Raw genomic sequence first — 15,408 nt, forward strand, 5'->3', positions numbered from 1 at the left:
TCGCCGCGAGGAGTTCCTCCCGGGAGGCGAACCGCCGGTAGACCGTGCGGCGGTCCACCCCCGCCTCCCCGGCGATACTCGCGATGCTCGCGCCCCCCTGTGCCGCGTCGGCCCTCACGCCCCGAACAGGACTGCTTTGCGGAGGAATCAAGGCCTGCCATCTCATACATGTGTCGCTAGACCAGCGAAGTGCTACATTGGAGTGACAGTTAGCAAGTTCTCCGAGAGGGAGAGAGCACGTGATCATCTACGACCGGCTCTTCGTCGGGGGTTCCTGGGCAGAACCGAGTGACCCTGACCTGCTCGACATCGCCTCGCCGCACGACCAGTCTGTGGTCGGCCGCGCCGCCCAGGCACAGCCGAGGGACATCGACCGTGCGGTGGCCGTGGCGCGGGCCTCGTTCGAGGCGGGCGTGTGGCGATCCACGCCGCCGTCGGAGCGGATCGCGGCCCTGCGGCGGTTCAACGCGCTGCGCGAGGAGAACGCGGAGAAGATCGCGCGACTGATCTCGCTGGAGAACGGATCGGCGGGCTGGTTCACCCGGGCCGGGCAGCCGGGCCTCACCCGGCAGGCCAACGCCTATCTGAAGGCGGCGGAGGAGTTCGGCTGGGAGGAGGTGCTGGTGCCCTCCGACCCGGCGTCCCCGGTGCGCAGTGTGGTGCGCCGTGAGGCGGTCGGCGTGGTGGCCGCGGTGATCCCGTGGAACTCGCCGTTCTCCTCGGCCACGTCCAAGATCATTCCTGCGCTGGTCGCGGGCAACTCCGTGGTCCTGAAGGTGTCTCCGGAGAACTCGCTGAGCATGGGCTTCCTGGCCGAGCTGCTGGAGCAGGTGGGCCTGCCCGAGGGGGTGATCAGCGTCCTGCCCGCGGACCGGGAGACCAGTGAGTACCTGGTGTCGCACGAGGAGGTCGACAAGATCGCCTTCACCGGCTCGACGCGAGCCGGGCGGCGCATCGCCTCGATCGCGGGCGAGCAGCTCAAGCGGGTCAGCCTGGAGCTCGGCGGAAAGTCCGCCGCGATCGTCCTCCCCGACGCCGACATCGAGAAGGCGGTCGCGGGCGTGAAGTTCGGCTCGCTGCTCAACAACGGCGAGTCGTGCATCGCCCAGACCAGGATCCTGGCCCCGCGCAGCCGCTACGAGGAGGTCGTGGCCGCGCTGAAGGAACTGGTGGAGTCGCTGAAGGTGGGCGACCCGGCCGACCCCGACACCTTCATCGGCCCGATGATCCGCCCCGACCAGCAGGAGCGGGTGCGCAACTACATCCGGCTCGGCATCGAGGAGGGTGCCCGCCTGGTCACCGGCGGCCCGCAGATCCCCGAGGGCCTGGAGAAGGGCAACTACGTCACGCCCACCGTCTTCGCGGACGTCGACAACGCCATGCGCATCGCACAGGAGGAGATCTTCGGCCCGGTCCTGGTCGTCATCGCCTACGACGACGAGGACGACGCCGTCCGCATCGCCAACGACTCCGAGTACGGCCTCTCCGGCGGCGTCTGGTCCTCCGACGAGGCGCACGCCCTGGACGTCGCCCGCCGCGTCCGCACCGGCACCGTCACGGTCAACGGCGCCTCCCTCGCGTTCGACGGCCCCTTCGGCGGCTTCAAGGCGAGCGGCATCGGCCGCGAGTACGGCGCCGTCGGCCTCGGCACCTACACCGAGTACAAGACCATCACCCTCTGACCACCGTCGTAGGACACCCACCACGGACAGATCCGCCGGCGTCGGCAGGTGGCCGGCTGCCTGCCGCCGGCGTGGCGTTTCCCGTTGTCCCGCGGGAGCTGTGACGACGACGCTTCCCAGGCTTCCCGCCGTGCCCTGCCGTGCCGCACCGGCCGCGTCCCGCACGGAGACGACGAGACCGCGACGGGCCACGGCCGCTCGTCACCTCACGACCCGGTAGCCGGAATCAGCCATCGACCCAGTACCGGCCGTCCTCTCCGATCGTGATGCTCCGGCAGTCCGGATCCTGGCAGACGGCCCGCCGGGCGGCGCACCGCCCACCGCGACGACCCCGGGACCGGGCCCAGCCCTGCGGCGCCTCCGATCACACCGGCGGCAACGGGGCCGGCAAGTCGACACCGCTCGCGGTGCTCGCCGGACGTCTCCCGGCCGAGGGCGAGGTGCGCAGGCGGCGCCCGCTGACGGCGGGACTGCCGGCCCAGGACACCGTGTTCGAGCGACTCGAGCGCACGGTCCGCGACACCTACGAGCTGTCCCTGGGCCCGCGCCCCAGCCGCTCCTGCTCGACGAGCCCACCAACCACCTGTCCCCCACCCTGTGCGCCGAGCTGGAGACCGCGCTCGGCCCCGGCCCCGGCGCGATCGTCCTCGCGAGCCAGGACCGCCGACTGCGCCGGCGGCGAACGCGCACGGCTGTCCGAGCAGTTGCAGGAAGAGCCCGTGGCCGCGAAGGCGAAGCCGACTCGCTCCGGAGCCGCGTCGCGCCGTCCGGCGTCGGCCGGTACCGCTCCGTCGGGGAGCACGGCCAGGGCCGGTGCGAAGGGGAAGTCGCGCCGTCCTCTGCTCGGTGATCTCCTGGCGGAACTGCTCGGCGACCACCAGGAGCCGCGCCTGGCCAAGGAGGTGCGGGACGAGCTCATCGAGAGGTACCCGGACCGCAGCCCGACGCCGCAGGTGGTGCGGAACACCCTCGAGTCCCTGGTCGCCAAGGGGCGCATCCGGCGTCACAAGCAGCAGCATTCCGTCACGTACACCCTCGTGAAGCCCGGCAAGGCCGGCTGACAACCGCGCTTGTCCCGTGGGCGGCGGTCCCGACCCCGGATCGCCAGTGTGTGGCGTGGCGACGGGGCCCGCCATGGGGCCCATGCCGTCGGCGGTCGGGGTGAGCACGAGTTGCTCCACGGCGGCCCTCGCCCGGGCCCCGTCCGACCCGCCAGGCGGTCGTAGGGTACAGGCTGTTCTGCCGGCCCGGTCGCCCTCTCGAAGGAGCTACAGTCCCAGGTCGAGGGCCAGGCACGAGTAGTACTTCCACGAGCCCTCGGGGTCGTACGCGGCGTTCACCCCACCGCTCGGCACGGCTTGGGTCTCTTCCGTCATGTCCTCGAAGCGAATGCGCTCGGGAAGCCGGCCGTACCGCGCACGCCGTGCCGCCGCGTCTGCGTCAATCGCGAGTTCCCTGTTCATGACCATTCTCCACTTCGTCGATCGTGGATCACGTCCCGCTCGTCTCTCCGGACGCCTCCAAGCATCACCGGCGCTCCGTCACCTGTCAAGACGGTGACGACTTTGCGCCGTCGAACATCCGCGGTTCGAGGTCACGGCGTCGACACTTACCCTGACCACACAGGTGTGTGGCCGGTTTCATGGACGCGGCCCTGATCGGCCCGGCGCGGGGCGGCGAGCGCCGCCGGCCGGCCTCCCGCGCGGGAGGGCGCGCACCTCGGTCAGGGAGGTCACCGGCCTTCTGCCCGCAGGCTTCCGTGAGCCCGCGGGCGCAGAGTTCTCAGTGCGGCCGGCCGGCGCCTGCAGGGGGTGCGTGTGAGATTGGAGTTGGCGGCCTCACACGCCCCGGCCGCCCGCGCCACCGTCCGCCGACGCGCCCGGCCGGGTCCGGGAGGCAGCACGACACGCGAAGCGGCACACCGCGGTGAACCTCACACGCGGCGCCTCTCGCGTGTCCGGTGCGCCGCCCGTACGGCAACCGCGCACCGGGCCACCTCAGCCGGTCCTGGCGGGTCGAACGCGGTCCCGGGGACAAGCACGACGAAGCTCCTGGTGGTCAGGGGGTGGTCTTGGTCCTCCCCCTCTGCCAGGAGCTTCATCGCTGCGCACTGCCTGAGCGCCTCACCTCGGAGGCGGCCCCGTGCGTGAGCCGTCTCCCGCGGTCGGCGGGATCAGCAGGGGAAGGTGCCGCTGTAGACGGCGTGTCCGTAGGAGGAGCTTCCGGAGCCGAAGCCGTAGATGCCGTCGTCGCTCCAGACCGCTTCGCGGAAGCCGTTGACGCAGGTCGACGTCGGCGCGATCGCGAAGCCCTCCAGGTTGTCGGTCGGCATGACGGCCGGGTTCGTGTAGGTCACGTCCGGAACGATCGCGCCGCCGGCGTTGATCTTCATGAACGTGTGCGTCTCGCCGCAGGTGTTGTCGCAGGTGGCGATGATGCGCTGGGTTCCCGCGTCGAACGACACGTCCATCACGGAGACTTCTCCGGTCGCGATCGTGCCGAACGTGGTGAACGTGCCGTCGGAGTTCAGGCCGTAGACGTGCAGCGTGCCGTCCCACTCCAGACCGGCGAAGAACAGACCCGACCCGTGCAGCGGGTAGTTCGCCGGGTTGTAGGCGGCGCCGGTACGCGGATCGACCCAGCCGTTCGCGGTCAGCCAGCTGTCCGGCACATAGCCGACGCCCTCGAAGCCCAGGTTGGCGTCGTCCTTGCTGCCGGTGTTGAGCTGCGGGAACTGCGAGGTCATGTCCCACTGGTGGATCGGCGTCAGCGTCGATCCGGTCGCGGCCGGGTCGAACTCCATGATCGTGTCCTTGGGGACCGTGTTGTTGGCGTTGTCGCGCTCGGAGGTCACGTAGATGTGACCGTTACCGCCGACCGTCAGGCCCTCGGAGTCCGGCTCGCCGGAGCCGCCCGCGAAGCGGATCTGCTTGCCGGTCGCGCTCCACGACGGGTCCGGGATCCACTTGCCGTTGCTCTTGACAAGCTTGTACAGCCAGCTCTTGTTCTTGGCGGCCCACAGCACCGACGGGTTCGCCGGATCGAACGCCAGGCCGCTGAGGTCCCGCCCTTCAGGGCCGGTGGACGTGGTGAACGCGCAGACGTTGTCGGCGATCGTGACGTCCGGCCCACCCGGCCACGCCAGGGTGCCCGCCGGAGTGGAACCCGTACCGGTGGGCGCCTCGGGCGTGCAGCCGCTGGTGAGCGAGCCGCCGCCACCCAGCAACTGGCCGGGCTGACCGCCACCACCGCCACCGCCGCTGCCCGAGCAGGAGTTCGCGCTGCCGAGCGTCGCGGTCGTGGAGGTCTGGAACCAGCCGGTGCCGTTGGCGCAGCGCTCGTCCGACGGCTTGGCGCCATCGGTCGCCCAAGTCACCGAGTCAACGGTGTTGCCGTTGTTGTCGAGGAGGAAGACCGAATCGCCGTCGCCCAGACCGAGGGTGGAGTTGAACGTGACGTAGCCGCCCGCGGGGATGCTGGTCGCGCTCGGCGAGGAGGACGAGATCGAGACCGGAGAGTGGCTGGTGTCGTTGTCGACGTACTTCCACGACCCGATGCCGACCGCACTCGTTCCGCCGTTGTACAGCTCCACGGTATCTGCGCCGTTCGAGGTGACCTCATTGATCCTTACCCGGTTCGCCGCCGGTACGGACGACGGGCAACCCGAGGCGTTCGAGGTGCCGAACGTGGTTGCCGAGGTCGTGGTCACCCACGCGCCGGTGCCGTCGCCACCGCAACGCGCCATCGCCGGCTTCGCCCCGTTGGTGGCCCACTCGACGCGGTCGACCACCGTGCCATCGGACGTGTAGATCACCAGCTTGTCCGAGTCACCGAGCCCCTTGGGCGAGTTGAAGGTGACGAAGCCGCCGGCCGGGATCGAGCTGGAGGACGGGCTGAAAGTCTGCGGCGAGAAGCTGTCGTCGGACATCTTCCAACCGCTGATGCTCACCGCGGTCGAGCCGGTGTTGTACAGCTCCACCGTGTCGTTGTTCGACGAGGTGACCTCGTTGATCCGAACGTTCTGGTAGCCGGCCGGGTCCGCGGCAGCCGCCGGATGGGCGGCGAGCACCCCGGTGACGACCAGTCCTGAAAGCGTCAAAGCCGCGGCGCACACAGAGGCGACGCCGGCACGCGAGTGTGAGGTAGGCACGAGACCGGACTTTGGTTAAACGACCTTGAAACAGCGTGTACTCGAGCTGAACGTCGCCTGCTGCCCACCGGTACGCCAGGGGCACACCGTCACCGCGCGACGGGACGGCACCGCCGAGGCGGTCAAAGAACACCGGCCTGGACCACACCGATCAACGTATGGGGGACCGGCTCTGCCCACGCGCCCTGCCGCTCGGCCCCCAAGTCCCCCGCGTCGTCGGCACGTCTGCCCGCGCACGACCCGTCGCCGTAGTCGGCACGGTACCGCGCCCCCTACCCCCGCTTCGGCCTGACAGCCCCTCTCGCGAAGCGGATGGGGTTTCCTCGGCCTGGCAGGCGTACGGGTACGACCTCAGCTGTCTGACGCCGCTGGGCAGCTGTCTACGGGCACGCCTCGGCCCGGAGCCAGGAGCGAAAGTGCGCTCGACCACCCACAGCGCCTCGCCCAGCCCGGAGCCGGGACCGACGGGCTACCGTGCCCCGCCCTTGCGCAACGACAGGCCCGCCGCGTCGGTTCGTCCGTGGGCCTCTCCGCGTCATGGTGGACTGCGCGGGCAGGTCCCGCACTTGGTGCCGCGGACGCGCGCGCCGGGGTCACAGCGCGTCCTCGCCCAGAGTGCGGAGGGCGGCGCGGGTGAGGTCGGCCTTGTTGCCGACCTGGAGTTTGCGGCGGATGCGTTCCACGTAGGTGTTCACCGTGGCTTTGCTGACGCCCATGCGCGTCGCGGTCTGGGCGTGAGTGAAGCCGCGGGCGATCCAGCGCAGCGCCTCCTCCTCGCGCGGTGCCAGCGACGGGCGTGGCCGGTCCGCGAGGGCAGGGATGCCGGTGAGGGCGCCGCAGGAGGCGTCTGCCTCCTCGGCGGCCTGAACCTCGGCGAGGTCGGTCTGGAGCAGGCCGGCCAACTGCGGGGAGAGTGCGAACCCGCCCGCGGCCACCGTCCGGAGCGCCGAGACCATCAGTTCGGGCTCGCAGTGCTTGGTGAGGTAGCCGCCGGCCCCCGCGCGGATCGCGCCGAGCACGTCACCCGGCCGTCGCGAGGCCGACATCACCAGCACCCTTGTGCGCTCGGCGAGTTGGGCGACGAACGGCAGTCCGGGCGTGTCGCCCTCGAGGTAGAGGTCGAGCAGCACGACATCCAAGGGCACGTCGCTCGAGGGCAGTTCGGCGGGGTGCGCCACCGCGCACACCACGTCCACCGACCGCGCGGCGCCGAGCAGCGTCTCGATGCCGACCCGAGTCACCGGATGGTCGTCCACGATCGCCACCCGCACCGCCGCCGCAGCGTCCACCGCCCCCGTCGCGTCCCCCACGGGTGCATCGTCCTCCACCATGTGAAGGGCTGTCCACCGCGAAAACAGGACGGCGCGCGGGAGCCCGCACGTGGATCGGGCTCCCTGCGCACCGCGGTCGCCTCCTCCCCCATGGGGTTCACGTGCCGCCGTCCGGAGCGTCACTCCCGGTCGCATCGCCGTGCGAGGCGCCGCCGTCCGAGGCACCGGCGGCCCGGTCGGGGCGCAGGAACTCGAACAGCCGCAGGATCGCGGCCAGTTCACCGATCACGAGGGTCACGTCCGCGCGCAGCGCCTCCGTCTGGCGCCGCTGGTCGGACACGGCGCGTTCCAGCCGCTCGATCCGTTCGAGCAGCGCGTCCCCGATCTCGTGTTCCGGTGGGCGGCGGCGTCGTCTCATCACCCGATCCTGCCGAGCTACGCACGCCGCGCACGAGTCGTACGGATGTCATGCGAAGGGACGACATGGCGCTTCGGTACGCCCCCGGCGGCCGCGCCGGCCCGGCCGCGGCCCCGGGTCTCGGGCCACCGGTCAGTCGCCGACCTGGCAGCGCGGGATGGACGTGGTGAACTGCCCGTCCGGCGCGGGGGTGGTGATGTAGTAGTCGTACACGTAGGAGCCGTTCTGCAGCTGGTCCCACACGTGGTACGGCAGGCCGTCGACGGTTCCCTCGCTCCACACCTGGCACACGATGCCGACGGTGGTGCCGTTGCCGTAGATCCAGCCCACCACGTTCCCGGGAGTCGGCGTGAACTGCTCGGCCAGCGTGCCGTCGGTGCGCCAGGTCTTGTAGTAGTACACGCTCGCCGCATCCGCACTGCCGGCGGACAGCGTGCCGGTCAGCACGGCGGCGGCAGTCACGGCCGCCGCCGCGAGCGCTCCCAGACGTCGGGTCATCGGGTATCTCCTCTTTTGTGGGATTGCGGGGGCGTTCCGCCGGCGCGGCACCGGTCGGTGTCACCGCCCTGTTGCCACTGTGCTGTGGCGCGGACCCGCGGTCATGTCGGGCGATGGCACCCCGCGAGGCCGCACGGAGGACGTCACCCGCGAACGTCGTCCAGGGCGTCGGCGGCGGCTGTCGTACGCGAACTTCCGTGTGACGAAACGAATGTGATGGCCCGTCGGACAGCGATGGTCCGGCTTTTCACCGACATGACGCCGCGGTCGGCCACCCCCGACGCTGGACCAGCCGACCCGGCCGCCCCGCGCGGCTCGCCGTGATGCCACAGGCGGCGGTCGGCGATCCCGTCCACGTCATCGAGGAGGTACCACGTGAGATCCGTCCACGGCACGCCCGGCCCCGCCGGCGCTCGGGCCCGGGGACTGCCGCTGCTGGGGTTGCTGTTGGCGCTGGCGGTCGCCCTGCCGCTCTGGACCCGGCCCGCCTCGGCCGCGGAGACGGCCGCCACTGCGTCACCGAAGCACGCGTCCACGACGTCCGCCGCGTCCAGGATGCCCACGAGTTCCTCGAGGTCCTCGACGTCGACGACGGCGGGGGTGTCCGCGACGGCCCGAGCGGCTTCGGCCCCCGTGACCGGCCGCGCCCGCCACATCGGTAACGACTACCCCTGGGAGACCTTCGGCCAGTTCGAGCACCAGGACCAGGGCACGGACCCGTGGCGGGAGTACTACGGCCAGTGCGACTCCTTCGCCGCCTGGAAGGTGTACGAGAACCTGCACGGCCCGGGCGCGGCACCACGTCCGGCGAGCTACCCGGCCCCCGGCTGGGCACCGTCCGACAGCTCCCTCAGCCCCGTCGACCAGGACACCTGGGGCAACGCCGGTGACTGGCCGGCCACCGCCCCCGCACACGGCGCGCGGGTCGACACCACCCCGGTGCCCGGCTCCGTCGCCGTCTGGGCCGACGGCACGCTGGGACCGGTCGGCCACGTCGCGTACGTGGACGACGTATACCCCGACGGCTCGATCACCGTCGAGAACTACAACCTGCATGTCAACGGCGAGTACTCGCGCTTCCACCTGCCCGCCGGAGGCGGCACGGAGACCAGCTTCGGCGCGACCTACCACATCCCGTGGCCCAGCGCCTTCGTCCACCTCGGCGACGGCCCGGCCACCGCGGCCGACGGCAGCGTCCTGCCGCCCGAGCCCGCGCCGACCGCCACCCAGTACGGCTACGCCTACTCCCCCGACGTGTCCCTGACCGGTCCAGGCTCACCCGACGCCCAGTTCGCCGTCAGCGGCGGCTGGCAGACACGCGCCGGGCACGGCGAGCTGGGCACGATGCGGTACATCGCGACCTCCGGTTCCACGACTCAGGGGCGGGCCACCGCCACCTGGAGCCCCGTCGGTCTGACGCCCGGCGTGTGCTACCGCATAGACGCCTTCGTCCCCGACAACTACTCCGACAATGCCGCCGCGCACTACACGGTCACCACCGGCGGCACCTCCGCCCAGGCTCGCGTCGACGAGAACGCGTTCACCAACGACTGGGCCCGCCTCGGCGTGTACCGCGCCGGGCCGTCCGGGGCGGTCACGGTCCAGCTCGACAACCGCGGCGCCGGCGGGCTCTACGTCGCCGCCGACGCCCTGCGGGTGTGGCAGCAGCCGGACTGCTGACGCGCACGGCTTCCCCACCACCACCTCCGCGATCCACCGCGCCGGATCGTCCGGCGCGCCCGAAAGGAGATGCACCATGCGCATCACGACCGCACGGAAGACCACCCGCCAGGCCGGAGACGACAACGGGACGGGGCCGGCGGCGCCGGCCGGGACGGGCAGGGCCGCGCGCCGAGCCGGCGGCCTGGTCCGCCTCACCGCCGCCCTGGCGCTGGCGACCGGATCGATCGCGCTGACGGCCGGTTCGGCACACGCCGCCACCGCGTACAAGGTGCAGGGCACCGACGGCACGCTCGCCGAGCAGAGCCAGCCGGCCACCAACCACTTCGTGCGCTGGCTCCACGAGGGCGACACCGTCAACGTGGTGTGCCAGGTCAACGACGGCGGCACCGACATCGGCGACGGGGGCACCTTCCCCTGGCAGAACAGCCGCACCTGGGACAAGCTGACCGACGGCACCTGGGTCTACGACCACTTCATCACCACCCCGCCGCAGGGCGCCGACGGCTACTCGCCGGGCGTCCCGCACTGCAACAGTTCCTCCACGCTCGACCCGAACGCCTACCCCTGGCGCGTGGGCCCGGACCAGTGGGTGAGCGACGGCCACGGCTACTGGGAGGGCGAGTGTGTCTCCTTCGCCGCGTGGGCGATACGCAGCGACGGCCGTCCGCACACCAAGAGCCCGGACTTTCTCGGCAACGCCAACCAGTGGACCGGCGCCAGTGTCTCGTCCACTCCGCACGTGGGCGACATCGCGCAGTGGGACCCCAAGGTGCACCAGGCGAGCGACAACGGGCACGTGGCGTACGTGGCCGCCGTCAACGGCGACGGCACCATCACCGTCTATGAGTACAACTGGCTGGACGCGTACGACGGTTACACCCTGCACCGGCTCAGTGTGCGCACGATTCCCGCCAGCGACCCGAGCCGCTATCTGCGGTTCTGAGGGCGCGCTCGTGCCCTGGGTGCCCCGGGCGGTCCGCGGCTGCGGATCAGCCCGGGGCGCCCGGGGTCCGGCGAGAGCCTCGGGTCCGTCGGGCGCCTCGGGTCCGGCGGGCCCCCTGATTCCCCGGCCCCACCAGCCCCACCGGCCCCACCGGCCCCACCGGTCCCTCCTCCGCCTCGTCGGCCTCGTCCACCTCGGCCGACCGGCTGATGGGCGCGCGCAACTCGACGCTGGTGCCCTCGCCGGGGGCCGAGTCGATCCGTACCGTCCCGCCGACCTCGGCGAGGCGGCCGCGGACCGAGTGGAACAGCCCGATGCCCTCCGGCCGGGCCGCACGGTCGAAGCCGCGTCCCTGGTCCACGACCCCGACCGCCACCTCGTCTTCCTCCACCGCCGCCCACAGTGTGGCCCGGTCGGTGGCCGCGTGCTTGACGACGTTGGTCAGCGCCTCGCGGCAGGCGGCGACCAGGGCCTCGGCGACACGGGCCGGTATCCCGGCGAAGCCACCCTCGGCACCGGGCGCCAGGGAGACCTCCACGGTGAGGCCCTGGCGCCCGCGCTCGCGGGCCAGGGCGTGCAGGGCGGCACCGAGGTCCCTGCCACCGGTGGCGCCGCTCGGCGCTTCGGGTCCGGCGAAGGGCGCGGTGCTCACCCCGTCCGGGCCGCTTTCGACCAGCCGCCGCAGCCAGCCGGCTTCCGCCCGCACCTGGTCCCGCATCCACGGATCGGTGACCCAGCTCCCGCCACCGAGGGCCTCCAGCGTCTGCAGCACCCGGTCGTGGAGCAGCCGCGAGGCCTGCGTGCGCTCGCTCAGCACCGCCTCACGCGCGGCCAGTTCGAGGGCGACGGCGCGGGAGGCGTCCAGTTCGGCGCCCAGTCGCCGCAGTTGGGACGCGACGAACCACACCACGGGCGCGACACCCAGGTAGCTCGCCGCGTTCGGCACGATGTTCCACCACGGCAGGCCGCTGCCCAGCCGGTCGCACACCGCATACACCGAGGCCAGACACACCGACGCGGCCAGCACCTGCGGCAGACGCCGCAGCAGTAGCCCGCACGCACAGGAACCCACCAAGGTGTACGGGTAGGCGAAGAAGCCCCACGAGTGCATGTACGGCCCCCTGACCACCGTGGCGTTGAGGACCAGGGCCGCGCAGCCCACGGCGAGGTCGCCCCAGCCGGTCCAGGGCCGCAGCCGTCGCCCATGGCGGAGTGTGGTCACGCCCAGCAGCGCGGACTGCGCGGCGAGCCCGGCGGCGAGGGCGACGGCCCCGTCGAACCTCCGCTCGCTGCCCGCGCCGGCCACCAGCGCGACGACGACGTTGAGCAGCGCCGCGGCCCTGCTTGCCAGCAGCGCCCACCCCTCCATCCGCACCACCCGCTGCCCCGCTTCACCCGGCGCCCGAGTCCCGCCCCGACCAGCCGCCCCCGCGCCGATTCCCCTCCTCATGGCGACCAGTGTGGGCCCTGGACGCGGAACCCGCTCCGATGCGGCGCTGTTGGGTGCCCAACCGGTCGGGTTCCCGTGGCCCGACAACGCGCCGTGCAGGAGCGAGCCGACCGGACCGCCACCCCGGAGCACACCGCCCGGCCGGCTCTCCGCGCCGGGGATGGGTGCGGAATCCGCCGGACTGATGACCTCGCTGACCGGCGCACTGGTCGTCTGACGCCGACCGGCGGAAATGTGAGTGGGTAGTGGTCCGGACACACCCTCAGGTCCCTGCTCGTCCGGTGCGGGCACCGCCGACGCGTCCTGACGGCGAAGACTGCCGGCCTGTGGATGTGCGCGGTCGCGGTCACGGCCGCCGGCTGGCTCGCCCTCGCCGGCGTCGGGCCACGGTCGCCCGGGACGGTGAGCTGCGCACCCACTTCGAAGGTCCGGTCCACCGAGAGGGCAGCACCCCCCGACGGCCTCCTCGACCTCATGCGCCGAGTGGGGTTCGACTTCGAAGCCGGCGGCAACGACCACCGGCAGGTTCATGAACAGCACCGGGAACGCGGAACCGGGCGCGGCATGAAACAGCACACGCAGCACCGCTTCGCCCTGCACCTACGCCCCCACCCGCGCGGACGCGCGACCTGTTCGCCTCGGATACACGAAGTTAACTCCGGCGACTCGAGGGTGAGACCGGTCCAGCCCACCATCGCAATACCTGTCGATCGACAGGTAACCCTCGACCGACCGGAGGTATGGTGATGAGCCGGCCCGAAATCCCCCGTGGGCAGAGCCCTGACGGCGGTGTCACGACCCTTGCCGCCCCCCTCGGCTACCAGCAGGAACTGCGCCGCGGAGTGGGCGGCTTCGCGTCGTTCGCCGCGGGCTTCTCCTTCGTGTCGATCCTCACCACCGTCTTCCAGCTCTTCGGACTCGGCTACGGTCTCGGCGGCGCGGCCTTCTTCTGGACGTGGCCGCTGGTCTTCGCGGGTCAGTTGCTGGTCGCGCTCTGCTTCGCCGAACTGGCGGCGCGCTGGCCCATATCGGGGGCGGTCTACCAGTGGTCGAGCCGACTGGCCGGCACCACGGTGGGCTGGTTCGTCGGCTGGATCATGATCATCGGGCAGGTCCTCACCGTCGCGGCGGCCGCCATCGCGGCGCAGGCCGTACTGCCGGGCATCTGGTCGGGGTTCCAGATCGTCGGCGGACCGGGCGCCGATCCCTCGGTCGGGTCCCCGACCGGCGCGCAGAACGCGGTGCTCCTGGGCTGCGTCCTGCTGGTGATCACCACGGTGGTGAACATCCTGGGCATCCGCCAGATGGCCGCGGCCACCAGCTTCGGCGTGACGGTCGAGATCATCGGTGTGGTCGCGCTGGTGCTGGCTCTGTTCTTCCTTCCCGAGCGCGGACCGCAGGTGGTGGTCCATGACACCGGCTGGGCCGGCCACGGTGGCTATGCCGGGGCCTTTCTCGCGTCCTCTCTGATGGCGGCGTACGTCATGGTCGGCTTCGACTCGGCGGGCGAGCTGGCGGAGGAGACCCGCAGTCCACGCCGGACCACGCCCCGGACCATCCTGCGGGCGCTGGTCACGTCGGGCGTCGGCGGGGCGCTGCTGATCCTCGCCGGGCTGATGGCGGCACGCAGCCTGGCCGACGGCAAGCTGGCCGCGGGCGGTCTTTCCTGGGTGCTCACCGACCGGCTCGGCGGGGTGCTGGGCCGGCTGCTGCTGTGCTGCGTGGCGGTCGCCGTGTTCGCATGCACCCTGGCCGTGCAGACCTCGGGGGCACGGATGATGTACTCCATGGCGCGCGAGGGCGCCCTGCCGTTCCACCGGCGCCTCGGAAAGGTCTCAGCCCGCACGGGCACGCCGGTCACCGCGTCGATCGTGGTCGGCGCCGGCGCCGCGATCGCGCTCCTGGTCGACGTCCGGCAGTCGGCGATCTTCACCGCCCTCTCCAGCCTCTGCATCGCCATGCTGTACCTGGCCTACCTGGGCGTGACGCTTCCGCTGCTCGTCGCGCGGATCCGGCACCGGGGCGCGGGCGGGCTTCCGCGCGGTGTCGACGAGACGGGGCGGCCCCTGTTCTCGCTGGGCCGCTGGGGAGTTGCGGTCAACGCGGCCGCGGTGCTCTACCAGGCCGGTATGACGCTCAACCTGATCTGGCCCCGCCCCGAGATCTACGACCTCACCGGCGACACGTGGTGGCTGCGGTGGAGCGCCCTGCTCTTCATCGGGCTGAGCCTCGCCGCCGGTGCCGTCTACTTCGTCGCCCGCCGGCTGCACCGCCGTATCGAGCTGAGGCACGTACCCCACACGCACACCGAGCCGCCCGCCGGGGCCCGCCCCGTCGCCGAGCCGGCCTGACGGATCCGGTGGCGGCGCGGGCGCCCCACCCACCGACGACCCACCGACGACCCACCGACGACCCACCGACGACCCACCGACGACCCACCGACGAGAGGATGACGGGACATCCATGACCACGCGCGATCTGCACCTGACCGACAGCGTCCGCAGCGCCCGCGACGACGCCCGTGCCCAGAGCGGCCAGGGCAGTGCGTGGATGCCGTACCTTCCGGCGTCCAGCAGCCCGTACCGCCCTCCGGGGGTGGAACCGGCGGCGCTGGTGTGGGCGGAGACGGTGGCACCCGGCGGCTACACGCACAAGGTCCTCGCCCGCGGCAGCCGACTGCGGTTCGACGACCCGACCGGTGACGCCTGTGCCCACCTGCTGCTCTTCAACGCGCTGGAACCGGTCGAGCGGCTCAACGTCGCCGACACCCTGAAGATCCCGTGGCAGGCCTACCTGGGTGAGAACCACCCGCTGCTGTCCGGTGACGGACGGGTCCTGGCCGTCGTCAGCGGTGACTCCTCGGGCCGGCACGACGCCTTCTGCGGCACCACCACCGACGCCTGGAACGAGCGCAAGTACGGCGACGCCCGGCCCGAGGGGCCGTCCCCGTCCGGCCGTTCCCTCTTCCTGAAGGCCGCCGCCAAGCACGGTCTGGGCCGACGCGATCTGCCGCCCAGCCTGTCCTTCTTCCAGGGCGTACGCGTCGAGGCGGACGGCGCCCTCGCCTGGCGGGGCGGCGCCGGCCCCGGCACGCACGTCGAACTCGTCGCGGAGATGCCCCTGCTGGTGCTGGTCGCCAATGTGGCCCACCCGCTGGATCCGCGCCCGGACTACGTCGTCGGGCCGCTGCGGGTGCACGCCTGGCGCGGCGCCCCGACCGGCCCGGACGGCCCGCGGTTCACCGCTGCCGCACCGGAACTGCGCCGGGCGTACCTGAACACCGTCGACTACTGCGAAGCCCGGGGGCTGTGAC

The 15,408-nt window shown here is 71.9% G+C and carries 12 protein-coding genes and 2 pseudogenes; 7 read left to right on the plus strand and 7 right to left on the minus strand.

What is annotated here, in order from left to right:
* Positions 1–166, minus strand: a 166-nt coding sequence (locus AB0L59_RS38750; protein WP_365592029.1) for a TetR family transcriptional regulator, incomplete at its 3' end; no start/stop codon positions are given.
* 73 nt (positions 167–239) lie between these two features.
* On the opposite strand from AB0L59_RS38750, the gene AB0L59_RS38755 reads away from it, so the two are divergent.
* From AB0L59_RS38755 to AB0L59_RS38765, 3 genes and pseudogenes are all read left to right on the plus strand, one after another.
* Positions 240–1,682 carry an aldehyde dehydrogenase gene (locus AB0L59_RS38755; protein WP_365591885.1) on the plus strand — a complete coding sequence of 481 codons (1,443 nt, stop codon included), beginning with the start codon at positions 240–242 and terminating at the stop codon, positions 1,680–1,682.
* A 368-nt stretch (positions 1,683–2,050) separates the two neighbouring features.
* Positions 2,051–2,532 (plus strand): annotated as a pseudogene (locus AB0L59_RS38760) (hypothetical protein); the annotation flags it as partial.
* Positions 2,498–2,743, plus strand: a pseudogene (locus tag AB0L59_RS38765) (hypothetical protein); the annotation flags it as partial. The pseudogenes AB0L59_RS38760 and AB0L59_RS38765, both read left to right, overlap by 35 nt.
* A gap of 207 nt (positions 2,744–2,950) precedes the next feature.
* On the opposite strand, the gene AB0L59_RS38770 reads toward AB0L59_RS38765, so the two are convergent.
* From AB0L59_RS38770 to AB0L59_RS38790, 5 genes are all read right to left on the minus strand, one after another.
* Positions 2,951–3,145, minus strand: coding sequence for a hypothetical protein (locus tag AB0L59_RS38770; protein WP_365591887.1), 195 nt, complete (start codon positions 3,143–3,145; stop codon positions 2,951–2,953).
* 710 nt (positions 3,146–3,855) lie between these two features.
* Positions 3,856–5,781: a lamin tail domain-containing protein gene (locus AB0L59_RS38775; RefSeq protein ID WP_365591888.1), complete on the minus strand. Its 1,926-nt coding sequence runs from the start codon at positions 5,779–5,781 to the stop codon at positions 3,856–3,858.
* Between the two features lie 644 nt (positions 5,782–6,425).
* Positions 6,426–7,142 (minus strand): response regulator transcription factor, encoded by a 717-nt coding sequence (locus AB0L59_RS38780; RefSeq protein WP_365591890.1) that lies wholly within the window; start codon positions 7,140–7,142, stop codon positions 6,426–6,428.
* Positions 7,143–7,260: 118 nt separating this feature from the next.
* Positions 7,261–7,521, minus strand: coding sequence for a hypothetical protein (locus AB0L59_RS38785; RefSeq protein ID WP_365591892.1), 261 nt, complete (start codon positions 7,519–7,521; stop codon positions 7,261–7,263).
* Between the two features lie 132 nt (positions 7,522–7,653).
* The gene (locus AB0L59_RS38790; RefSeq protein WP_365591894.1) at positions 7,654–8,019 is read right to left on the minus strand and encodes a hypothetical protein; all 366 of its coding nucleotides are present in this window, start codon (positions 8,017–8,019) and stop codon (positions 7,654–7,656) included.
* A 375-nt stretch (positions 8,020–8,394) separates the two neighbouring features.
* On the opposite strand from AB0L59_RS38790, the gene AB0L59_RS38795 reads away from it, so the two are divergent.
* Together AB0L59_RS38795 and AB0L59_RS38800 are read left to right on the plus strand one after the other, a co-directional pair.
* Entirely contained in the window at positions 8,395–9,699 is a 1,305-nt protein-coding gene (locus tag AB0L59_RS38795; RefSeq protein ID WP_365591897.1) for a CHAP domain-containing protein, read from the plus strand.
* A 76-nt stretch (positions 9,700–9,775) separates the two neighbouring features.
* The gene (locus AB0L59_RS38800; protein ID WP_365591900.1) at positions 9,776–10,645 is read left to right on the plus strand and encodes a CHAP domain-containing protein; all 870 of its coding nucleotides are present in this window, start codon (positions 9,776–9,778) and stop codon (positions 10,643–10,645) included.
* A gap of 46 nt (positions 10,646–10,691) precedes the next feature.
* Here AB0L59_RS38800 and AB0L59_RS38805 read toward each other — a convergent pair whose 3' ends face one another.
* Positions 10,692–12,095: an ATP-binding protein gene (locus tag AB0L59_RS38805; protein WP_365591903.1), complete on the minus strand. Its 1,404-nt coding sequence runs from the start codon at positions 12,093–12,095 to the stop codon at positions 10,692–10,694.
* 746 nt (positions 12,096–12,841) lie between these two features.
* Between AB0L59_RS38805 and AB0L59_RS38810 the strand changes: the two genes are divergently transcribed.
* Together AB0L59_RS38810 and AB0L59_RS38815 are read left to right on the plus strand one after the other, a co-directional pair.
* Positions 12,842–14,446, plus strand: coding sequence for an amino acid permease (locus tag AB0L59_RS38810; protein WP_365591905.1), 1,605 nt, complete (start codon positions 12,842–12,844; stop codon positions 14,444–14,446).
* A 112-nt stretch (positions 14,447–14,558) separates the two neighbouring features.
* Positions 14,559–15,407: an urea amidolyase associated protein UAAP1 gene (locus AB0L59_RS38815; RefSeq protein ID WP_365591907.1), complete on the plus strand. Its 849-nt coding sequence runs from the start codon at positions 14,559–14,561 to the stop codon at positions 15,405–15,407.
* The last annotated feature ends 1 nt before the right edge of the window (position 15,408 follow it).

Origin of the sequence: Streptomyces sp. NPDC052109, from assembly GCF_040680195.1 — a bacterium.
Taxonomy (GTDB): Bacteria; Actinomycetota; Actinomycetes; order Streptomycetales; family Streptomycetaceae; genus Streptomyces.